Origin of the sequence: Aeromonas sp. R4-2, from assembly GCF_040908295.1 — a bacterium.
Classification (GTDB): domain Bacteria; phylum Pseudomonadota; class Gammaproteobacteria; order Enterobacterales; family Aeromonadaceae; genus Aeromonas; species Aeromonas veronii.
In genome coordinates this window covers 192668-212705 of record NZ_JBFODL010000004.1, presented here as the reverse complement: position 1 = coordinate 212705, position 20038 = coordinate 192668, and the positions used below count along the sequence as shown (strand labels likewise).

Here is a 20038-nt window from a genome sequence, read left to right as displayed (position 1 = left end):
TCAGGTCGTCCACAGAACTCGCGCCCGTTGTCCGACAGGATGGTATAGACCCGTGCCTCGTGGGCCTCGAAAAACGGCAGCACCGTTTCATTGAGTACATGAACCGAGGTCACCGGCAGCTTGCTGGTGTAGAGCCGTCCCCAGGCGTGGCGACTGTAGCAGTCCAGCACGGTTTGTAGATACACCTTGCCAACTCCCTTGAGCGCGCCGACGAAGAATGTGTCGACCGCCACCAGTTCCCCGGTGTAGTGGACCTCAATCTGGCGTTCGCGAAACTCGGGGCTGAAGCGTTCGAGCAGGCGAATTTGCTCGTCATTGAGCTCAATGGTCTGCTCCCGGTGGGTTTTCTCGAGGCGCAACAAACGGTCGTGTTTGGAGAGCAAGTCGTGCCGTTGCCATACGCCACGCACCCCACCGGCACTGACGTTGATACCTTGCAGAGCCAGTTCTTGGGCGACCCGCAGCGGGCCATGAGTTGGTCTGGTGAGGGAGTAATCGAGGATGGCCTGTTCAATCTCGGGCGCAACCCGGTTGGGATGAGCCCCTTTACAGCCCGGCAATTTGTCGAGCAATCCCTCGGCGCCATAGGTCTGGTAATTACGGCGAATTTCGTAGAACTGCTGACGGCTGTAGCCGATGAGCTTGCAGGCTTTGCTGACATTATTGAGCTCTTTGGCGAGCGCTAGCAGGCTGAGTTTGCAACGTGCTATTTTCTCGTTGGTGATCATGCAGAGGCTGATAGTATTTTGCAGGTGCAAAAAAGCCCCTTGGCGGGGCTTGGTGTCTGGCAAGGCCGGTGTCGGGATTATCAATCGAACAGGATGCGGCCGCTGGTGCCGGCATCGCTGTCTTTCCAGCTGGCACCGCTTTTGCGCAGGGTGTAAGTGATGGTCTCCTGCTTGAATTTCAGGTAGTCGCTGCCGCTGTGGCTTGGTTTGACCTGATTGCCATCGATATAGGTCTCCCCTGTGGTATCGACGTGAATTTCGGCCACGGTGCGGCCATCGTCAGTAACCGCTTTATAGTTGCCAGCCCACGGGCTTTCGTCGCCATACTGCACGGCCCCTTCCTGAGCGTGCGCTTGGGCATGGGTCTTGTGGCCGTGATGGGTTTTGGCCACGGCGCAGCCGGAGATACCGACCGCCAGCAGGCAACCGAGGGTGACATTGAGCAGAGTCTGTTTGGATTTCATTTTCATTTACCTGTATCAAATAATTGCAATGGATAAGGGGTGGAGCCCCCACGGTCGGTGTGGGCCCCGTTGAGCCATGGCTCGAAATCAGTCCTGATTGATCCCCGAAATATGGCCGCGGGAGTCGGTGAGACAGTGCCAGAGCCGGTCATGGGGCCCCTTGATATCAATCATCATCCCCGCCTGGGAGTCGGCCACATAGTCGAGGGTCAGTTTGCTGCGGCTGACGCCCGCTTTTCTGGCGACGGCGTTCATGCAGGCGTTCTCGGCAACCTTGGTTTGTGCAGTGCTGCCGTTGTAGGCACTGCTACTGGCGCTCTCATCATCATCGCCGTCGACATCGTTCTCATCGTCATTGAGCTGGCAGGCGCCGCTGTCGCCATTTTTGACAAAATAGGTGATGCCCCAGTCGCCATTTTTCACCATGGAGAGGGTGGTGCGCCCCTTGCTCGCCTCGTAGAAATTTGAATTCACTTTTTTAAGCGGAACTTGCTGGTTATTGATATAAGCCGTGCCATCTTCGACGCGAAGATTAATATGTCCAGGACAGCTGGCGGATAAATCAGGCACCCCTGCATATGCGGTTCCGGTCATGACCAATACAGAGAGAGCAAGCAGCGTTTTTTTCATCAGATAACCTCAAATCAACAAGGATCAGCAAGTGTGATGTCGTCAAAATAACGGTTGCTATGCCTGAACGTTATTTATGTGCTCATTGCACACCTGTTATTGGTAGCCCGCAGTCAGTCGTTTCAGTGCGCCTCGTCCCGCCGGGATGACGCCAAATTTAGCAGTCGGGTGATGTAAGTAAAATAAAACAGGATTAATTGGATTCATAAAATATGAAAAACTATAAACCATTTAAAACAATGGGTTAGGTTTGGTTTGGGTAACTTTGCAAAAGAGGGGGGACCTCCGATATGGTTCCTTATGGGTATCGATAAAGTTGGCCATCGGTCTGTGATGTCGGGCGTTTGGTATTTTTTCTGTTGCAAGCGGGCACAGGCTGGCAACATCAAGGGCCAATCAGCCATTGCGCGCCGTAAATACAAAGACAAAAACTCCAATATTCGGTGTGCGAGGGGGGAAAATTAGCCTACCAGCAGGTGGATATTTTTACCTGATATGGCTGGGTGGTGAGGAATATGAAGGGGACAAGATAAATAAACCCTCCGTCAATAGAGGCATGATTATATGGAGTGTTAATGTGTTTTCCTGAGGATTGCCCACTCTTGGCAGGCAAAACTAACGACTCAGAAACTCATGGCCAACCCGATGGAATAACCGCTGGTGTTGTGGCTGAACATATAGCGGGCAACCAGCCGGGTACGGGTGACTATGATGTCGTATTTGCTGCTGTCCAGCTCCAGGCCGGCGCCGATGGAGTTGAGGGAGTCAAAGCCAAGCAACCCCCGTTGTTCCCCCAGATATGCGGTATGAGCCCCCTCCAGTACATAGCGCACCGGTCTGTCGAGCAGTGTCCAGTGGAATAGCGGGGCCCGACGGCGCAGATAGAGACCGAGGTTCTCCGCCTCGGCGTGACCACGGACGCTGGTCGAGGTGCCGCCAAAGCTCTGCAGGTGCTGGTAGGAGTAACGCACTTCGATATCGATATCCTGCGCCTTTGAAAAGAGCTCGTAGTCGAGCATCAGCGAGCCCCCCAGTCCGTACATATTGAGCTGTCCACCATCGAGAAAATCCAGCGAGTAGCCCTTGGTGCGCTCCAGCAGCCAGTTGCCGATCCGCAGATCGCTGGCCATGGTACCGAGCGAGACGTTGGCGATAGGGCGCAGCACCCAGTGGCCACCGCGCAGGTCTTCATGGAGGGCGATATCCCAGCCGATCCCGCCCGAAGCTGTCAGGCTGTTCCACTTGGTCGGGAGGGTGCGGCTCTCGGTGCCGTTGCTGACCACAAACTGGGGATCGTAGCGGCTAAAGCCGATCGCCCCTTCCAGATAGATGGGCACGGCTTCACTCATGGTGGCGCCGCCGCCGATCTGGGTCATGTTGAGGGCGGCAGATTGATTGGTGCCGCTGCCGATATCGAGGTTGCTGGCGGTGATGTCGGGCACCACGGTGAAGGTCATCAGTGAGAGCACCGCATTGGCGCGCTCCTGTGCCCACTCCTGATCCTGTGTTGCGGCCTTGACGGCGCCGCCGAATAGCGCCAGCAGCATTGGCAACAACATCTGCAATAAAGAGAAGCAAGAGCTGTGCATGAGTGTGATTCCCGATAAGCGGCATCTGATTGCCCTGGCTTTACTGTAGCGAGCTTCCTGCCGGTTGGCACGGAGCAAAGAGGGGGAGAGTGAGCGCCGCTTGTGGTCGGTTGCCGCCGGGGGCAAGCCTTTGCCACACCAACGGCACGCCTTTGCAGTTTGTCGCTAAAGCTTGGCCTCTTGCCGCCGATATCTCTTGTGAGATCGTGTGGAGGACAAGCAATTGAACGCTTGGGTGTTGGGGTTGGTCAGCATATCCGTGAGTATGCAGTTACAGGCTGGGGTCACCGAATTTGGTGCCGGTCTGGATCAATCCGTCTGGCGTTTGACCTCCGATACCCAGATTGAGTGTCGCCTCGAGCATCCTATTCCCAACTGGGGAACGGGGGCTTTTGTCAGCCGCGCCGGGCGCAAGATCAACCTCGACTTCGAGCTCAAGGGCAAGCGGCCACAGGCCCAGACCCAGACGGTGAGCCTTGGCATCATGCCGCCGGTATGGCGCCCGGGCATCGCCGGACGAGAAGTGAGTCAACTGCGCTTCTATCAGCAGTTCGATGGGTTGGTGGAAGGGCAAACCGCCTGGACCATGCTCGATGAGCTGGAGGGGGGGCGGATGCCGACCTTCCAGTATCGGGACTGGTATCGCCAGAACCGCGCGGTGCGAGTGTCCCTCTCGTCAGTCAACTTTCGGGTTAAATATCAGGCCTTTATCGACTGTCTGAGCGGGCTGTTGCCCTACAGCTTCAACGACATCGCCTTTAGCGTGCTCACCTACGACAAGAACAGCGATCAGCTCTCCATCCCCTCCAAGCGGCGGCTGGCGATGATCAGCGAGTTTATCAAGGCGGACAAGGGCATCGACGTGGTGGTGATCGATGCTTACAGCGACAGCTATGGCGGCCGCTGGCCGAACCTGAAACTCTCCGAGAAGCGGGCCGATGCCATCAAGAAGGTGTTTGTCGATCTGGGGATCGATCCCGGCAAGATCTCGGTGGAGGGGCATGGAGAGAAGCAGCACGTCGCCTCCAACGAAACGGAGCAGGGTCGTGCCAAGAACCGGCGGGTGGTGATCAGCATGGGGCGCAATGGCGAGATCTAGCGCCGTCCCCGGTCAGAGAAGCATAAAAAAGAGCGCATCTGCGCTCTTTTTTGATCCTGCCATTCGGCAGCGGGATTAGGGCAGCTTAGAAGCTGTCACCGAGGCCAGTACCGGCATCTTTCTTGGCGATCAGTTCAATCTTGTAACCGTCCGGATCTTCGACGAAGGCGATCACGGTGGTGCCGCCTTTAACCGGGCCCGGCTCGCGGGTGATCTTGGCACCGGCGGCGCGCAGCGCTTCGCAAGTGGCGTAGATGTCGTCCGCTTCCAGCGCGATGTGGCCGTAGGCAGAGCCCAGTTCGTACTCGCTCACCCCCCAGTTGTAGGTCAGCTCGATCACCGCTTCATCCTTCTCGTCACCGTAGCCGACGAAGGCCAGGGTGTACTTGTACTCGCTGTTCTCGCTCTTGCGCAGCAGCTTCATGCCAAGGACACGGGTGTAGAAGTCGATGGAGCGTTGCAGATCGCCGACACGCAGCATGGTATGCAGAATTCTCATTGCTCAGTTCTCCGGGTTGGTGATGTGTACTGCTTTCAATCTCGGTTGCGAGGCTATCAGCTTTCTGGATAGACCTTCTCTTTGTACTCGCAGAGGTCCTCGATGATACAGGAACCACTGCAGTGGATGTTTGCGAGCGAGACAGGTAGGACGGTTGTGGCGCCCAGTCATTCAGCTCTCTGGATAGACCTTCTCTTTGTATTCGCACAAGTCCTCGATGATACAGGAACCACAACGGGGCTTGCGAGCCAGACAGGTGTAACGCCCGTGCAGGATCAGCCAGTGATGGACATCCAGCTTGAACTCGGCGGGCACCACCTTGAGCAGCTTCTCCTCCACCTGATCCACGTTCTTGCCTACCGCAAAGCCGGTGCGGTTAGATACCCGGAAAATATGGGTATCGACGGCGATGGTGGGCCAGCCAAAGGCGGTGTTGAGCACCACGTTGGCGGTCTTGCGGCCGACGCCGGGCAGGGCTTCCAGCGCTTCTCGGTTCTCCGGCACCTCGCCGCCGTGGCGCTCCAGCAAGATGGCGCAGGTCTTGATGACGTTCTCGGCCTTGGTGTTGAAGAGGCCAATGGTCTTGATGTACTCCTTGAGCCCGTCCACCCCGAGATCCAGTATCGCTTGCGGGGTGTTGGCCACCGGATAGAGCTTGTCGGTCGCCTTGTTGACGCTGACATCGGTCGCCTGCGCCGAGAGCAGTACGGCGATCAACAGCTCGAATGGCGAGTTGAAGTTGAGCTCTGTGGTGGGGTGGGGATTGTTTTCCCGCAGCCGCTCGAGGATCTCTCTGCGTTTCTGGTTGTTCATGACTTGCGTCCGATCATAGCTCGGTCGCCCGGACGCGAGCCGGGGCAACGTTGCAGTGGGCCACGGTGGCTGCCTGTTTGCGATCACGCCAGCCGTTGATGGCGTTCTTGGCGGCGATCAGCAGCCCCAGCCCGATAAAGCCGCCCGGCGGCAAAATCGCCAGCAGCAGGCTGGCATCGGCGTGGAACAGCTCGATGCGCAGGGATTTGGCCCACTCGCCCAGCAGCAGCTCGGCGCCATCAAACAGGGTGCCCATGCCGATGATCTCGCGCATGCCGCCCAGTACCAGCAGCACCAGGGTAAAGCCAAGGCCCATCATCAGGCCGTCGAGGGCCGCCAGCAGCGGCGGGTTCTTGGAGGCATAGGCCTCGGCGCGGCCGATGATGACGCAGTTGGTGACGATGAGGGCGATAAAGATGCCGAGTGCCTGATAGAGGCCATAGGTGTAGGCGTTCATCAGCAGCTGCACGCTGGTCACCAGCGAGGCGATGATCATCACATAGACCGGGATGCGAATATCCTTCGGCACCCAGTTGCGCACCAGCGAGACGGCAAGGTTGGAGCAGACCAGCACCGCCATGGTGGCAAGGCCCAGCCCCAGCGCATTGGTAAAAGTGGAGGAGACGGCGAGGGTCGGGCATAGCCCCAGTACCTGCACCAGCGAGGGGTTGTTCTTCCACAGCCCCTGACTCATCAGCTCCTTGAGCTCGCCCTTGCGGCTTTCCAGCTCGGCAATCGGGGTTGCGCCCGTTTCAATCTGTTCCATCTGGTTCATGATGGCTCGACTCCGTTAGTTCGCCGCCGGACAAGCCGGGGCGTTGCTGAGCAGTTCGGGTTGCTCCTGCTGCAGTTTAAGCAGGTTCTTCACCGCCTTGACCACGGCTCGCGGGGTGATGGTGGCGCCGGTAAAGGCATCGAACTCGCCGCCATCCTTCTTCACCGCCCACTGGGGCTCGTTGTCATGGGTCAGGAATTTTCCGGCAAAGCTGTTGATCCAGTCCGATTTCTTCAGCTCGATCTTGTCACCAAGGCCCGGGGTCTCGTTGTGAGCGAGCACACGCACGGCTGTGATGGTGCCCTTGGCATCAAAGCCCGCCACGATGCGGATCGCCCCGCTGTAACCATCCGGCGCGATCGCCTCCAATGCATAGCCGGTCACCACGCCATTCTTGCTGGCGGTATAGAGGGCCTGCGGCTGATCGCTGCCCAGATACTTCCTGCTGGTCACCTGCTTGCAGCTGGCCACCAGATCGTTGTCATAGCTCCCCTCCGGCAGCAATACCGAGAGGGTCTGCTGCTTCTCCAGCTGCTGCTGGTGGGCGATTTTATCCTTGGTCAGCTCGTTGGTCAGTACCACCAGCGCGGTACAGCCCAGCGCGAACATCGCCAGAATAAGGCCGTTCTTGCGCATGCTCTTTAACATGTCCGGGCTCCGTCAGCTTTGATGGGGGAAAAGGGCAGAAACATCATTGGCGACGAGCTCCATACACTTTCGGGCGAGTCAGGCTGTCGATAAATGGCACACAAAGGTTGGCCAGCAGCACGGCGAAGGCAAATGCATCCGGATAGCCGCCAAAGCGGCGAATGATGTAGACCAGCACCCCGATCAGCACGCCATAGACCAGTCGGCCGCGCGGCGTGGTGCAGGCGCTGACCGGATCGGTGGCGATAAAGAAGGCCCCCAGCATGGTTGCGCCGCTAAAGAGGTGGAACATCGGCGTAGCGGTCGCATCCGGGCTCATCAGGTAGCCGAGGGTCGCCGCCGCCAGCAGGGAGCCCAGAATAGCGGTCGGAATGCGCCAGTTGATCACCTTCTGCTGCAGCAGGAAGAGGCCGCCCAGCAGATAGCCGAGGTTGACCCAGCTCCAGCCGATGCCGCCCCAACCCTCGAAAAGCGGGCCGCTCAGGATCTCGCCGGTGGTGAGCCCCTGAGTCAAGCCGGTTTTCAGGGTATCGAGGGGGGTCGCCATGGTGAGACCATCCACCCCCTGCTTGAGCTGGGCCATGCTGTAGCCGTCGAGACTAAAGCCGGTGAAGATCACCGACACCGCATCACCAAACCCGAGGCTGTAGGCGCGCACGCTCTCCGGCGGCAGCCAGCTGGTCATCTGCACCGGGAAGGAGACCAGCAGCAGCACATAGGCGACCATGGCCGGGTTGAACAGGTTCTGACCCAGTCCGCCGTAAAGGTGTTTGGCGACAATGATGGCAAAGGCCGTGCTCACCACCAGCATCCACCACGGCAGCAGCGGCGGCAGGGAGAGGCCGATCAGCACGGCGGTGAGCGCCGCACTGCCATCCATCAGGGCAGGCTTGATGGCGCGGCCACGGAGCTTGAGCACCAGCGCCTCGCACAGCAGCGCAGTGATCAGCGCCAGCAGGATCTGGATAAAGGAGCCCCAGCCGAAGAACCAGGTCTGGGCCAGCAAGCCCGGCACGCAGGCCAGGATCACCAGCAGCATCAGGGTTCGGGTCTGTTTGCGGTTATGGGCAAACGGCGCAGTCGCAATATTGAACATGAGTCTGTCGATTACCTTGTGGTTGTTCGGTCGGCTGACGGGGCATCTTCAGCGGCGGTCTCTGCGGCTCTGGCTGCCTCGGCCGCCAGCTTCTTCGCCTTGGCGCGGGCCACGGCTGCTGCAATGGCCGCTTTTTTCGGATCAACCGGGGCGTCAGCCGCAGGGGCGCTCGCTTCAGGCGCGGCAGTGACGGCAAGTGGTTGCTCACTGCTGGCTGCATCGCTTTGCATCGGCTCGGCCGGTGCGCGCTTACCCTCAGTTCCGGCTCTATCTACCTGAGTACCGGCACTTTCTACCTCAGCACTGGTACTTGCGCCCTGCTGCGCCAGCTTTTTGGCCTTGGCACGGGCGATGGCAGCGGCGATTGCGGCCTTCTTGGGATCGATCGCTTCGCTTGCTGCCGTATCGCTGTGGCTGGTGTTTACTTCGCTCTTGGCTACCGCCACGTCGCGGGTCTGTGCGCTGGCAGCTGGCTCACTCTGCGCACCTTCAGCACCGGCATTTTCTACCTCAGCACTGGTACTTGCGCCCTGCTGGGCCAGCTTTTTGGCCTTGGCGCGGGCAATGGCAGCGGCGATAGCAGCTTTCTTGGGATCAACCGCTTCGCTGGCCGCAGATGGCGCATCACTTTGGGTTGCAGCGGATTCGCTGGTGCCTGCGTTTGCAGTCAGATCGCCCTCAGCGCTGTCACCCTGTTGGGCCGCCTTTTTGGCTTTGGCCCGGGCGATGGCAGCAGCGATAGCCGCTTTCTTGGGATCAACTGCTTCGCTGGCAGCAGATGGCGCATCGCCTTGCGAGCCTGCGTCTGCTACCGCGCTGTTGGCTGCGCTTACCGGCTCGCCATTCGCCTCGGCCTTTTTGGCCTTGGCACGGGCGATGGCGGCGGCAATCGCCGCCTTTTTCGGATCAACCTCTGCTTTTTGCTGATCAGCATCTACCGCAGGCGCAGCAACGGCTTCGGCAGTCACAGGCTCGGCGCTCTCGCCTGCCTGAGCGGCCTTTTTGGCCTTGGCGCGGGCCAGTGCGGCGGCGATGGCCGCTTTCTTGGGATCGCTGGCGGGGTCAACCGCTTCGGCGGATTGCGGCGCAGCGACTGTTTCGCTGTTTGCGCTTTCCGCCAGCTTGGCGGCTCGGCGCGCTTCCGCTTCCCGTTTGCGGGCTTCGCGGGCGGCGATCACGGCGCTATTGTCAGGCAAGCCCTCGGCGGTGGCTGCAATGGCGGTGATGGGGGCATCCTGCTTGGCTTTGATGCGGGCGAGAGCCGCTGCCACCGGATCTTCCCCGCCTGCGGCCGTCATGGTTTGACGGCGCTGGGCGGCGGCTTCGGCGTGGCGCGCTTCGCGGGCCGCTTTCTCCCGCTCGAAACGGGCCTGCTTCGCCTCGAAACGCTGCTTGGCGCGTTCGGCTTTTTCGGCCTCTGCACGGGCTTCGCGAATGTCGTCTTTGGCGATCTTGTAGTACTGCACCAGCGGGATCTCGCTGGGGCAGACCCAGGCGCAGGCGCCGCACTCGATGCAGTCCATCAGGTTGAGCTTCTCGGCCTTGTCATACTCCTTGGCCCGGCTGTACCAGTAGAGCTCTTGCGGCAGCAGAGTGGCCGGGCAGGCATCGGCGCAGGCGCTGCAACGGATGCAGGGCTGCTCCGGGCCGGGGGCGGGTAGTTCGGCCTGCGTCGGCGCGAGCAGGCAGTTGGTAGCCTTGACCACCGGCACCATCGCGTGGGGCAGGGTAAAGCCCATCATGGGGCCACCCATGATCACCCGCTGCTCCGCTTCCGGTTGCAGTTCGAAACGCTGCAACAGCCAGCGCACCGGCGTACCCAGGCGTACCCAGGCGTTGCCAGGTTTCTTGAAGCTGTCGCCGGTGAGGGTGACGATCCGCTCGATCAGCGGTTCGCCGTCGATAATGGCGCGCTTGATGGCAAACACGGTGGCGACGTTGAGCACCATGATGCCGATATCGACCGCGCGGCCGCCTTTGGGCACCTGACGGCCGGTGAGCAGTTCGATGGTCTGCTTGGCACCGCCAGAGGGGTACTTGGTCGGCACCGTCTTGACCAGCACATCGTCATCGGTGGCGTAGCGAGTCAGTTGCTCGATCGCCTCGGGCTTGTTGTCTTCCACCCCGATCAGGGTGAGTTTCGGTTTGAGCAGGTGCTTGAGCACCCGGATGCCATCCATGATCTCGTCGGCGTACTGCTGCATCAACCGATCGTCGGTGGTGATATAGGGTTCGCACTCCAGCCCGTTGACGATCAGGATCTCGGTGAGCTGGCCGCGGCCGTCGAGCTTGCTGTGAGTGGGGAACACGGCGCCGCCAAGGCCCGCCACCCCCGCCTGCTGGATGCGCTCGAGCAGCTCGCCCCGCTCCAGATTCCAGTAATCGGCTTTGCCATTGCGCTCGCCCCACTCATCTTCGCCATCGGGGGTGAGGATGACGCAGAGATCGCCGAGTCCGGAGGGGTGGGCAACCGTGTGGTTGCCAATCTCGGTGATGGTGCCCGAGGTAGAGGCATGGACAGGGACGACCCGCCCCTTGGCATAACGGGTCAGCGGCTGCCCTTTTTTGACCTTGTCGCCCACCTGCACCAGCAGATCGCCGGCGGGGCCTGCGTGCTGGCGCAGCGGAATGATGAGGCGCGGTGGCAGACCGGCGTCTACCACCGGGCTCTGGCTTGATTGCAGCTTGTTGTCGGCGGGGTGAATGCCACCGTGAAAGTCCCAGAGCGTGCCGGCTTTGATACGTTCGAGTAAGGAATGCATGGTTGCTCCGCTGTTTATTCCACTATCTTGACCGGAATCTTGCCCGGAACATGCACGTTATTGAGGTCCCACTTCCAGTTATCGACCGTGGTGGGCACCGGGATCATCTCGATGCAGTCGGTCGGGCAGGGATCGACACAGAGATCGCAACCGGTGCACTCGTTGGCAATCACGGTATGCATCGCCTTGGTGGCGCCGACGATGGCATCCACCGGGCAGGCCTGAATGCACTTGGTGCAGCCGATGCACTGATCTTCGTGGATAAAGGCGACCTTCTTGACCGGCACTGCGGCCTCGTCACTGCCCCCCAGCGGTTGGGGCTCGACCCCCATCAGATCGGCAATCTTGCGCATGGTGGCCTCGCCACCGGGTACGCACTTGTTGATCTGATCGCCGTTGGCGAGCGCCTCGGCGTAGGGTTTGCAGCCGGGATAACCGCACTGGCCACACTGGGTCTGGGGCAGCAGGGCATCGAGCTGATCGACGATGGGGTCTGCTTCCACATGAAACTTGACGGCGGCAAAGCCCAGGATAATCCCGAACGCCAGCGCCAGCAGGGTGAGCACCAGAATGGCAAAGAGAATATGGATCATGGTTATATCTTGATAAGGCCGGTAAAGCCCATAAAGGCCAGCGACATCAGACCGGCGGTGATCATGGCAATCGACACCCCGCGAAACGGTGCGGGCACATCGGCGGCGACCAGACGCTCGCGCATGGCGGCAAACAGGATCAACACCAGCGAGAAGCCTGTGGCGGCGCCAAAGCCGTAGATCACGCTCTGGATAAAGTCGTGTCGCTCATTGATGCTGAGCAGCGCCACCCCGAGCACCGCGCAGTTGGTGGTGATGAGGGGCAGGAAGATCCCCAGCAGGCGATAGAGAGTCGGGCTGCTCTTGCGCACCACCATCTCGGTAAACTGCACCACCACGGCGATCACCAGAATAAAGGCGAGGGTGCGCAGATAGGCGATATCCAGCGGCAGCAGGATATAGTGCTCCACCAGATAGGAGCTGGCACTGGCAAGGGTCATCACGAAGGTGGTCGCCAGCCCCATGCCGATGGCGGTTTCCAGCTTGCCGGAGACCCCCATAAAGGGGCAGAGGCCGAGGAATTTCACCAGCACGAAGTTGTTAACCAGCACGGTGCCGATCAATAAAAGCAGGTACTCAGTCATCAATTACCGTCACTGAAAGTCGGGTTATCGGGGGTTGAAGGCGGGCGGTATTATCTGACGTTAGGGCCAGTTAAACAACCGCAAGGCCGCATGGTTATTATGCAACTGGATAATTTAGCCGGGGTTTTGGGCAAGATTGCGGACGGTTGTTTGGCGGCTTTGCCAGCACTTGGCTGGCAAAGCCGGGATAGCAGTCAGGTGTTCAGGCTGGATGCGTGCGCAATAATTCCCCGTAATAATCCGGCAGTGCCGAAAATCCGGTCAATTCGCCTTGCAATTCTGCCAGTCCGGTCAGTCTCATTGCCGCTCTGAAACTTGCCGCATCCAGCTGTGTCAGAGGGTGGAGCAATGAAATAGAGGGCCCCAGCTCCAGCAACCAGTAAGGATTCACATTCCCCTCGGCCAGCGGTGTACCTGTCTGCTCTTCGGTCAGTTGTTCCCTTCGCAGCTTCCGGCGTGTCAACACAGGCCAGACACGGGTTACCTCACGCGTCAGGCCATCGGCCGCAAGGGTCGCTACGGCCAGATAGCTGATCTCGTTCATCAGCTGATCATCGTAACGAGTGGCAATGGTTTCGGCAGGGGTGTGATACCAGCGGGCAGAGCCATCACGAAATGCATCGAAGTAGCTCGCCGGGCGGCTGTTTTCCGGTGCGGTCGGAATGATCAGGGTGAGATCATGGTGGCGGACCTGCTGCATCCCCAGGGTGGCAATCCGGCTGGGCTCTTCCAGATAGAAGTGGCCCGAGCGGATGGCAGGATAGCGAAACTCTTCCCCCGATTTACCCAGCTTTTGCTCAAGGAAGGTTTGCAGCCAGCAAGAGCCGCTGTGATCCTCTGCTGGCAACAGGGCAAAGGCACCGATACCAATCCGGTCGATCTCCTCCTGATAGGGATTTTTCGTTCCGGGTTGCTGGCTCATAAAGCCCGGATAGAGCGCAAAAGCGCCAAAGGTGGGGCGGCTTGGTATCGGGTCATCCTGTTGCTGATAGAGCAGGGCGTCCCGATAACGGTGCATCTGGTTGATAGCATCATCGGGCACCCTGTCTCTCGGATCATCTTGAGTGCCATTATCGACCCGGTACTTGGCATCAAACAGCCAGATAAAGGTGTCGCCACTGCCAGTGGTGGCTTCGATCAAAATGTCCGGCTTCTGGGGAACCAGCAGGGAGTGAACCGGCTTGTTGGTCTTGTGAAATCTGGGTTCATGGGCCAGCTTGAGCCTTACACCGTCTGCTGCACGAAGGTACTCCCAGCAGTATTTCATCCCCTCGGCCAGCCGGGTATCCCAACCATCCCTGGTGAAGTTAAAGGCAGGTGTTTTCACCTCGGTAAATCCCAGCGTCAGGATAATCCGGCGCACCTCGATCACGCACCAGAGCTCGTAGAGCTGATCCATGCTGCGCACGCCGGCCACGGCATCATTTCCCAACGCATCGAGATAGAGGCGCAGTTGCTGCCAGACCCGGTAAACCGCGCTATAGCCGCTCTTTTGCTGTAGTACCAGAGACTCGCGTTGTAACACTGCCGCCGGACCTATCTCCTGCATCAGGGGGTGAGCCAGCGCCTGATCCAGCGGTTTGCTCCACGCCTTGAGGCGGTCAAAAAAGGCCCTGGACAGCAGGGTGCGATCGCCCTGTTGTGCCAGCTGTTGCAGCATCCTTCCGGTGCGCTCCAGCACAAACTTGATAAAGCGGTTTTCCGGGGTATCCGTGGTCAGTTGTTTACGTTCCACCCGGTATCTGCGCTCGATACCGTTATCCAGATCCTGGCGGATCTGTTCGGCCAGCTTCGGGCGTGGCGGGCGCTTCATTCTGGCGGCCAGCAGATATTCGGTCTTGCTTTGCAGCCTGCTGTGGGGCGCATTGATGATCTGGCGGATCCCCCGCTCAAGGTCCTTGTGCAGGGCTTCGAAATGGGCAAGCCAGAGCAGGGGGAACGGTTCGGCCTTGCGCTGGCTGCGGCCCCCTTGCTGACTGGTCGCGCTGTTCAGGGTAAAACGCCAGTAGGGGTACTGCTCATCCAGCACCCGATGGATCAGCGGCACATCCCTGCGGATATCCAGCTTGACCGGATAGACCTCGAACCAGAGCGTCAGCTGAATGCGAGCAGCTTTTCCTGCAGCCGATTTCGTTTGATAAGAGAAGGGGAGTGCAAGTGTGCCTACTTCGTTGCCGGTATTGAATCCCCCCAGCAGTTCCTGCGATCCATGCCTGCTTTTGAAGCGAAACGACTCGCAGATCCGCTGCAGATGATGCTCCAGCCGCGGCGCATCACTCCCCTCGCTAACGCCGTGGAGAAACTCCCATTCGAATTCGTAAAAGCAGTTCTCATACAACAGAGGGGTTGGCAGTACCAGAGAGGAGAGCGCCTGATCATCAGGCAGCTCCAGCGGGCAGCCATCAGCCTCAGCCAGAGTGATGGAAAGGGGCAGCGAGAAGCGCACAACTGGCGGTTCGTATCTGCCTGCACTCGCTGGCAGGCCCGCTTTGCCGATCACCTGTTGATGATGGACGCGGGTAGCTTGTAACTGCCGATAACGATCCCCGACCGTCTTCTCATTGGCATAGATCCGTAAAATCCAGTCACGGCTCTGCAGGGTAAACAGGCACTCCATCAAAACCCCCTTACGGCCAGAAGCTGGTAAAGCACTGCCGTGTCAGCCGCTCTTTCATCCAGGCCAGTTTCTTCTTGCTGCGGCAGGGGACGTGCGGCGGTTCTGCGGGGGCGGAATCTTCACCGGCGGCAGCCACCTTGCAGTTAAACAGGTCAGGGCGTGTGTTATCCCAGTGACTACCAAATTGTTCTGCCAGCACTTTTTCCAGGTCTGTCAGCAGGTCGCTATCAGCCGTCTGATGGCTGCGCAACTTGTCGCTATCCCCCTCAATGCGCGGCAATACCTTGCACATCATAAAGTCATCCCAGATGGCGACCCGTTCTGCGGTATTGGCGGGGTGATGGGCCAGCAGGGCCAGCATCAGCTCGTTCAGGGCGCGATAGGCCAGTTCGAACGGGCTCTGTTGCAGCACCTCGTTGACTGCCTTCAGGAACGTGACGCTCTCTTTACTGTGTTTCTCCAGCTCGGGGATGTCAGTAATGGCACGCCCGTCTGACCAGGTCGGGTAACCCAGCCGTTTTGGCTGCAATGCCGGTGCAAAGTAGGCATCGAAATCGTTGGGGAAAAACTCGTTAAAGTCGAAGGTGAGGGCCCTGTCGATCACCTTGCGGGAAAAGCCGTGGGTGGTCTCGTCCATATTGACGGTACCGGCCACCATCAGATTGAAGGGGATAGCGATACCGTGCTGGCAGAAGCTGGCCCAGATCTGCTGATGTAGGGCAATATTCAGGTCCAGTCCCAGTTTTTCCGCCAGTTCGGTACGCGCGTTCTCATCCAGTTGCTGGCTAAGCGTATCTGCTTTGAGCAGGGGATCGCACTGGTAGACATAGCCGTAGTCCACCCCTTCTTTGTCGTTAAATGCAGTCAGTTCGGGTGAGGTATACCAGTGGCGGGTCTCCAGTACCGAGAGATAGTCGGCGAAATATTGTTCAACCGGAGCCAGATTCATCTCGTCGAGGCAGAGCCAGAAGGGGGGAATATGGTCCAGTTGTTCCTGGCTCAGACCAATCTTGCCATCGGCTCTGACTTCGCCAATACGCTCGTAAATATGAATCCAGGCTTGGGTAATAAAATGCAGCACCGGCGTTGATACATACTCCTTTTTACCACTGATCCTGGAGATATAGCCCAGCAGATCAGAGGGTTCGTGCCAGTCTGGTCGTACAGGTACCAGGCAGTAATTTTTCTGGCCTGGATAGTCCTTGACTTGCTCACGAATAAAACGGGTTTTTCCTGTGCCAGATATACCGGCAAAAAGTAAAAATGGTTTATGACAGGAGATGGGTTTATTTATGAAATACTGATTGAGAAATAATTCGTATTTTTTCACTCCCGAGGAGTACATCCCATTTCCCGCAGTGTTTAAATCTTTCCAAACATCGCTTTTAAGTAAGGTGTTTATTAGTTTTTCACAAATGCCAACATCTGAAACAGAATAAAATCTGGGGAGTGATTCATCAATAGATGACACTACTTCATCAGCTTTAGTAATACTCTGCTCCGAGTATTTTTTTATAGTGCTAGTGCTAAGGTTTTGTTTCGCAAGCCAGTTTTCGAAAAGCACTTTTAGTTGAGGGGTAGAAGAAGAGGGCGATTTTTTATTTTCATATTCTTTGAATCCCGATGCGACTTTTTCTAATGCCGACTTTAAATATGAGTCAACAAAAAAAGTGTTTGATTCAACGCCGATGTACTCTTCATCTAATAGATAAGCTATGAATTTAGATATTACTTTTGTTATTGCTTTCGTTTGGCTGCGACCTATAGAACTGATGCTTTTCAACTCATCGATGTCTGAAGCTTTTCCATAAATTGCGCGATATGATTTTTCTTCGTATATATTTAAGCTATTTTTTTTGCTTGGGACAGAGCCCCAAGCATTTTTAATCTGATTGTAGTTTTCCAACATGAATTGAAGAAATGCAATCAGCGTCTCAGGTTTTATGGTAAAGCATTCATCTTTCTCATTATTGAAACTGATGACAAAGGATTCTTGACATTGAACCCTTTGCTTATCATAACGCATTGATTTTGTGCAGAAATCCTCAAAGCTCATATGATGGCCTCTACTATGTTTTCAGCAATCTTCCTGATAACGGGTACCGCGACTGAATTACCAAATTGCTTGTAGGCTGGAGTTTTTGCTGTAGGAATAACAAAATTTTCAGGATATCCCTGTAATCTTGCACATTCTCTGGGTGTCAATAGCCTTGGGTTTTTACCTTCCTGAGGAATTAGGCATTCTTTACCATCTTTACCATATCTTGCGACCAGTGTGTTTGATGGCTTATCCAGATTTGCTGTAAAGGCTGTAAAGCCTGTTCCTCTATCAAGGTTTCTCTCTGTTCTTTTTATATGTCCTTGCCAGAGAGCATCAGAAATAGTGAATCTTGCGTCTGGAGTCGGCTCCAGAATAGACCTGAGTGGTAGAGGTTGACCGTCAAATTCAGGGAATTTGAAGTCGATATTCAGATCATTGCGAGTGCATACCATGTAGCAACGTACTCTACGTTGTGGTACTAGCGATGATGAATCGATTAGTTCATATTTGAATGTATAACCGATTTCCTCTACGGACCTTTTGATTACATCAAAGGTTCGACCTTTATCATGTCTGGTAATATTTCTAACATTCTCCAGAAAGAGAACTTTAGGTTTTTTTACTGATGCAATACGCATCACATCAAAGAAAAGAGTGCCTTGAGTTTCACATTTGAAACCATGTTCTTTGCCGACAGCATTTCTAGCTGATACACCTGCACCACTGAACGGTTGGCAGGGGAAACCTGCAGCAAGAATATCATGTGAAGGGACCAGTGTATTCAACTGCTTGTCACTAATATTATCATTTGTGAAAGCTGTGATATCACCAAATGGCAGTTCGCCATAATTATTGAGATATGTTTGCTGTGCAGATTTATCCCATTCACTGCTAAATGTACAAACTCCCCCCAGGCTTTGCAGGGCTGTTCTAAAACCACCAATGCCAGCAAACAAATCTATAAAAGTAAAAACGTTTTTATCTGATGGTGGACTTACCACAAGAGAATGCAGAGTTTTTTTCAGCTCGGATGGGCTCGCAATCAAATCATGCTTGGTGAGTTCCGAGATGATGATTTCTTTGTTGATTTTTGCTGATTGGCATGCCAGTTCAGTGTCAGATGCAATGGCGTGCAGCCATTGATGAATTAATGCTCGTGGGTCACTTCCTGTGGGGGTATGTTCATGTGCCAGGGCGCTTAATGCATCTTCATATTTTTTCAAGAAGGTTTTCACAGAGATAACTCACTTATTTCTTAGCCATTTGTAGGCATAATCATCAATAGTCAGTGATTGAACTGGTTTTTTATACAGTATTTAATGCGACATCACAAGCGAGGCGACATTGTGACAGATATCGTGAAGCCCCAAAAGCGCAGCGAGATGATGGCCGGTATTCGTAACCGGGATACCCGTCCCGAGAAGCGGGTGCGCGCCATGTTGCATCATGCCGGGTTTCGCTATCGCCTGCACAATACCGCCTTGCCGGGTACGCCGGATCTCTGGCTGGCGCGCTACCGTGCGGTGATCGAGGTGAATGGCTGCTTCTGGCATGGTCATGATTGTCATCTCTTCAAGCTGCCATCGAGCAGAACCGACTTCTGGCAAGCCAAGATCGCCAGCAATCGTGCGCGTGATGCCCGTCATCTGGCCGAGCTGGACCAACTGGGTATCCGCCGTCTGATCATCTGGGAGTGTGCCCTGAAAGGGCGTCTGCGCCATGCGCCGGAACGACTGCTTCTGGTTATCAGCTGGTGGCTGACCAGCGGCATCAGTCATGGCGAGATTGCCGGTGGCCGTGAACTGCAGATCGCCATGGATCATTCCCGTCCATATAACTGACCGGATAGCACTCTCGGCCCAGCTTCTACCGCGTGTGAAAAGTAATTATTTTTTGTTGCCAAATCAGTAAGCTGTTGTCGCCTGTTACTCGTTTGAAAATCGCCCCGGTTTTCGGTAAGAGAACGCGGCAGTAACAACCACAGGGAGGTGGTGATGGATCCGGTTTCCTATCTTTTTTCGGCTTATCTCAATCTGGTACAGCAGCAGGTTGCGGATATCTATGGCACCGAGGTCAAGACGTTGGCGGTGCAGTATGAGGGGGAGTCGGTTCCGTTCTCTTTTCAGCTGTGGCAGATCCAGCAGCCGAGCGTTTGTCGTCCATACCAGCAGGATGTGCGGCGCTTTAGCCAGTGCACGGTCAAGGCGTCCGCCTTGTTTCACAAGCTGTGTGATGACTTGACCCGGCAGGATGACAGCAGCTGGCAACTGCCCAAATTTCGCACCATGTACTGCTCGGCTGCCGTCAGTTATCGGCCGATGATTGCAGAGATTGGGGATGCCAAGCAGAGTCCGGCTAAGCTGGCGGAGCGCGCCTGCAATCAGGCGATTCTGGCGGCAATGGACAGTGACGATGAAGCCCTGCTGGCCCAGCGGGAGAAAGCGTGCGCAGCGGTGCGGTAAAGCGTATTTATTTGACCAGATCATTTGCGCTCTCTTTGCGCGCCACGGCACACATGGGCTTCCCCTTGCCGGGTAAGATGGGGTTGCCCGCCGTGGCGACGACAGTCGGATGCTTGCGGGTATATGCCGGTCACATCAGCCAGATCACCACCAGGAGGTAACCATGATCAGCCATATCGACCATCTGGTATTGACGGTCAGTGATATCGAACGGGCCGTGGAATTTTACAGTTCGGTGCTCAATATGGAGGCCATTACCTTCGGTGCGGGGCGCCGGGCGGTGGGGTTTGGCAACCAGAAGATCAATCTGCAACTGCCGGGGCAGGAGCCGCGCAACCGTGCGCAGGTGGGGTCGGGAGATGTCTGCCTTATCACCCGCTGGCCGCTGGAGCAGGTGATGGCCCAGCTTGCCTGCCACGGGGTGGAGATTGTCGAGGGGCCGGTGGCCAAAAGCGGTGCCTGCGGGCCGATAGAATCAATCTACTTCCTCGACCCGGATCAGAATCTGATAGAAGTGAGCATTTATCCCTGAGCCCACCAAGCCATCACCCCCATCGCATCATCAATAGAAAGGGGCCGTCAATTGACGGCCCCTTTCTCGTATCGTTATCGCGCCAAGCACCGTCGGCCGCTTGGCC

General features: G+C 56.8%; 19 protein-coding genes. 4 read left to right on the top strand and 15 right to left on the bottom strand.

The window, feature by feature from the left end; translation table 11 throughout:
• The 4 genes from AB5Y99_RS01305 to AB5Y99_RS01290 form a co-directional block, all read right to left on the bottom strand.
• On the bottom strand, positions 1 to 728 hold a 728-nt coding region (locus AB5Y99_RS01305), incomplete at its 3' end, for a helix-turn-helix domain-containing protein (protein ID WP_368208468.1).
• A gap of 80 nt (positions 729 to 808) precedes the next feature.
• Positions 809 to 1192, bottom strand: coding sequence for a hypothetical protein (locus AB5Y99_RS01300; RefSeq protein WP_005359606.1), 384 nt, complete (start codon positions 1190 to 1192; stop codon positions 809 to 811).
• An 87-nt stretch (positions 1193 to 1279) separates the two neighbouring features.
• Positions 1280 to 1822, bottom strand: a complete 543-nt coding sequence (locus AB5Y99_RS01295; protein ID WP_323892523.1) for a hypothetical protein — start codon at positions 1820 to 1822, stop codon at positions 1280 to 1282.
• A 623-nt stretch (positions 1823 to 2445) separates the two neighbouring features.
• Entirely contained in the window at positions 2446 to 3369 is a 924-nt protein-coding gene (locus AB5Y99_RS01290) for an autotransporter domain-containing protein (RefSeq protein WP_323892621.1), read from the bottom strand.
• Between the two features lie 265 nt (positions 3370 to 3634).
• Here AB5Y99_RS01290 and AB5Y99_RS01285 point away from each other — a divergent pair, with 265 nt between their 5' ends.
• The gene (locus tag AB5Y99_RS01285) at positions 3635 to 4510 is read left to right on the top strand and encodes an OmpA family protein (protein ID WP_005350788.1); all 876 of its coding nucleotides are present in this window, start codon (positions 3635 to 3637) and stop codon (positions 4508 to 4510) included.
• A gap of 85 nt (positions 4511 to 4595) precedes the next feature.
• Here AB5Y99_RS01285 and gloA read toward each other — a convergent pair whose 3' ends face one another.
• From gloA to dcm, 11 genes are all read right to left on the bottom strand, one after another.
• A complete protein-coding gene (gloA, locus tag AB5Y99_RS01280) occupies positions 4596 to 5009 on the bottom strand; it encodes a lactoylglutathione lyase (protein WP_005337610.1) in 414 nt (137 codons plus the stop codon).
• 171 nt (positions 5010 to 5180) lie between these two features.
• On the bottom strand, positions 5181 to 5822 hold the full coding sequence (gene nth, locus AB5Y99_RS01275) for an endonuclease III (RefSeq protein ID WP_368208462.1): 642 nt from the start codon (positions 5820 to 5822) through the stop codon (positions 5181 to 5183).
• Positions 5823 to 5835: 13 nt separating this feature from the next.
• On the bottom strand, positions 5836 to 6588 hold the full coding sequence (locus tag AB5Y99_RS01270; protein WP_368208466.1) for an electron transport complex subunit E: 753 nt from the start codon (positions 6586 to 6588) through the stop codon (positions 5836 to 5838).
• A 24-nt stretch (positions 6589 to 6612) separates the two neighbouring features.
• On the bottom strand, positions 6613 to 7245 hold the full coding sequence (rsxG, locus tag AB5Y99_RS01265; protein ID WP_005359614.1) for an electron transport complex subunit RsxG: 633 nt from the start codon (positions 7243 to 7245) through the stop codon (positions 6613 to 6615).
• A 43-nt stretch (positions 7246 to 7288) separates the two neighbouring features.
• Entirely contained in the window at positions 7289 to 8341 is a 1053-nt protein-coding gene (gene rsxD, locus AB5Y99_RS01260) for an electron transport complex subunit RsxD (protein WP_019445995.1), read from the bottom strand.
• 11 nt (positions 8342 to 8352) lie between these two features.
• A complete protein-coding gene (rsxC, locus tag AB5Y99_RS01255) occupies positions 8353 to 11103 on the bottom strand; it encodes an electron transport complex subunit RsxC (RefSeq protein WP_368208461.1) in 2751 nt (916 codons plus the stop codon).
• A 14-nt stretch (positions 11104 to 11117) separates the two neighbouring features.
• Positions 11118 to 11696, bottom strand: a complete 579-nt coding sequence (gene rsxB, locus AB5Y99_RS01250) for an electron transport complex subunit RsxB (protein ID WP_005350799.1) — start codon at positions 11694 to 11696, stop codon at positions 11118 to 11120.
• 2 nt (positions 11697 to 11698) lie between these two features.
• Positions 11699 to 12280: an electron transport complex subunit RsxA gene (gene rsxA / locus AB5Y99_RS01245; protein WP_005337600.1), complete on the bottom strand. Its 582-nt coding sequence runs from the start codon at positions 12278 to 12280 to the stop codon at positions 11699 to 11701.
• Positions 12281 to 12482: 202 nt separating this feature from the next.
• Positions 12483 to 14897, bottom strand: coding sequence for a DUF2357 domain-containing protein (locus AB5Y99_RS01240; protein ID WP_368208460.1), 2415 nt, complete (start codon positions 14895 to 14897; stop codon positions 12483 to 12485).
• Positions 14898 to 14907: 10 nt separating this feature from the next.
• Positions 14908 to 16953: an McrB family protein gene (locus AB5Y99_RS01235; protein WP_368208458.1), complete on the bottom strand. Its 2046-nt coding sequence runs from the start codon at positions 16951 to 16953 to the stop codon at positions 14908 to 14910.
• Positions 16950 to 18173 carry a DNA (cytosine-5-)-methyltransferase gene (gene dcm / locus AB5Y99_RS01230; RefSeq protein ID WP_201998049.1) on the bottom strand — a complete coding sequence of 408 codons (1224 nt, stop codon included), beginning with the start codon at positions 18171 to 18173 and terminating at the stop codon, positions 16950 to 16952. Before dcm ends, AB5Y99_RS01235 begins: the two co-directional genes overlap by 4 nt.
• A gap of 111 nt (positions 18174 to 18284) precedes the next feature.
• On the opposite strand from dcm, the gene AB5Y99_RS01225 reads away from it, so the two are divergent.
• The 3 genes from AB5Y99_RS01225 (at position 18285) to AB5Y99_RS01215 (ending at position 19932) form a co-directional block, all read left to right on the top strand.
• The gene (locus tag AB5Y99_RS01225) at positions 18285 to 18779 is read left to right on the top strand and encodes a very short patch repair endonuclease (RefSeq protein WP_368208457.1); all 495 of its coding nucleotides are present in this window, start codon (positions 18285 to 18287) and stop codon (positions 18777 to 18779) included.
• Between the two features lie 153 nt (positions 18780 to 18932).
• Positions 18933 to 19400 (top strand): hypothetical protein, encoded by a 468-nt coding sequence (locus tag AB5Y99_RS01220; RefSeq protein ID WP_368208455.1) that lies wholly within the window; start codon positions 18933 to 18935, stop codon positions 19398 to 19400.
• A 163-nt stretch (positions 19401 to 19563) separates the two neighbouring features.
• On the top strand, positions 19564 to 19932 hold the full coding sequence (locus AB5Y99_RS01215) for a VOC family protein (protein ID WP_368208454.1): 369 nt from the start codon (positions 19564 to 19566) through the stop codon (positions 19930 to 19932).
• The last annotated feature ends 106 nt before the right edge of the window (positions 19933 to 20038 follow it).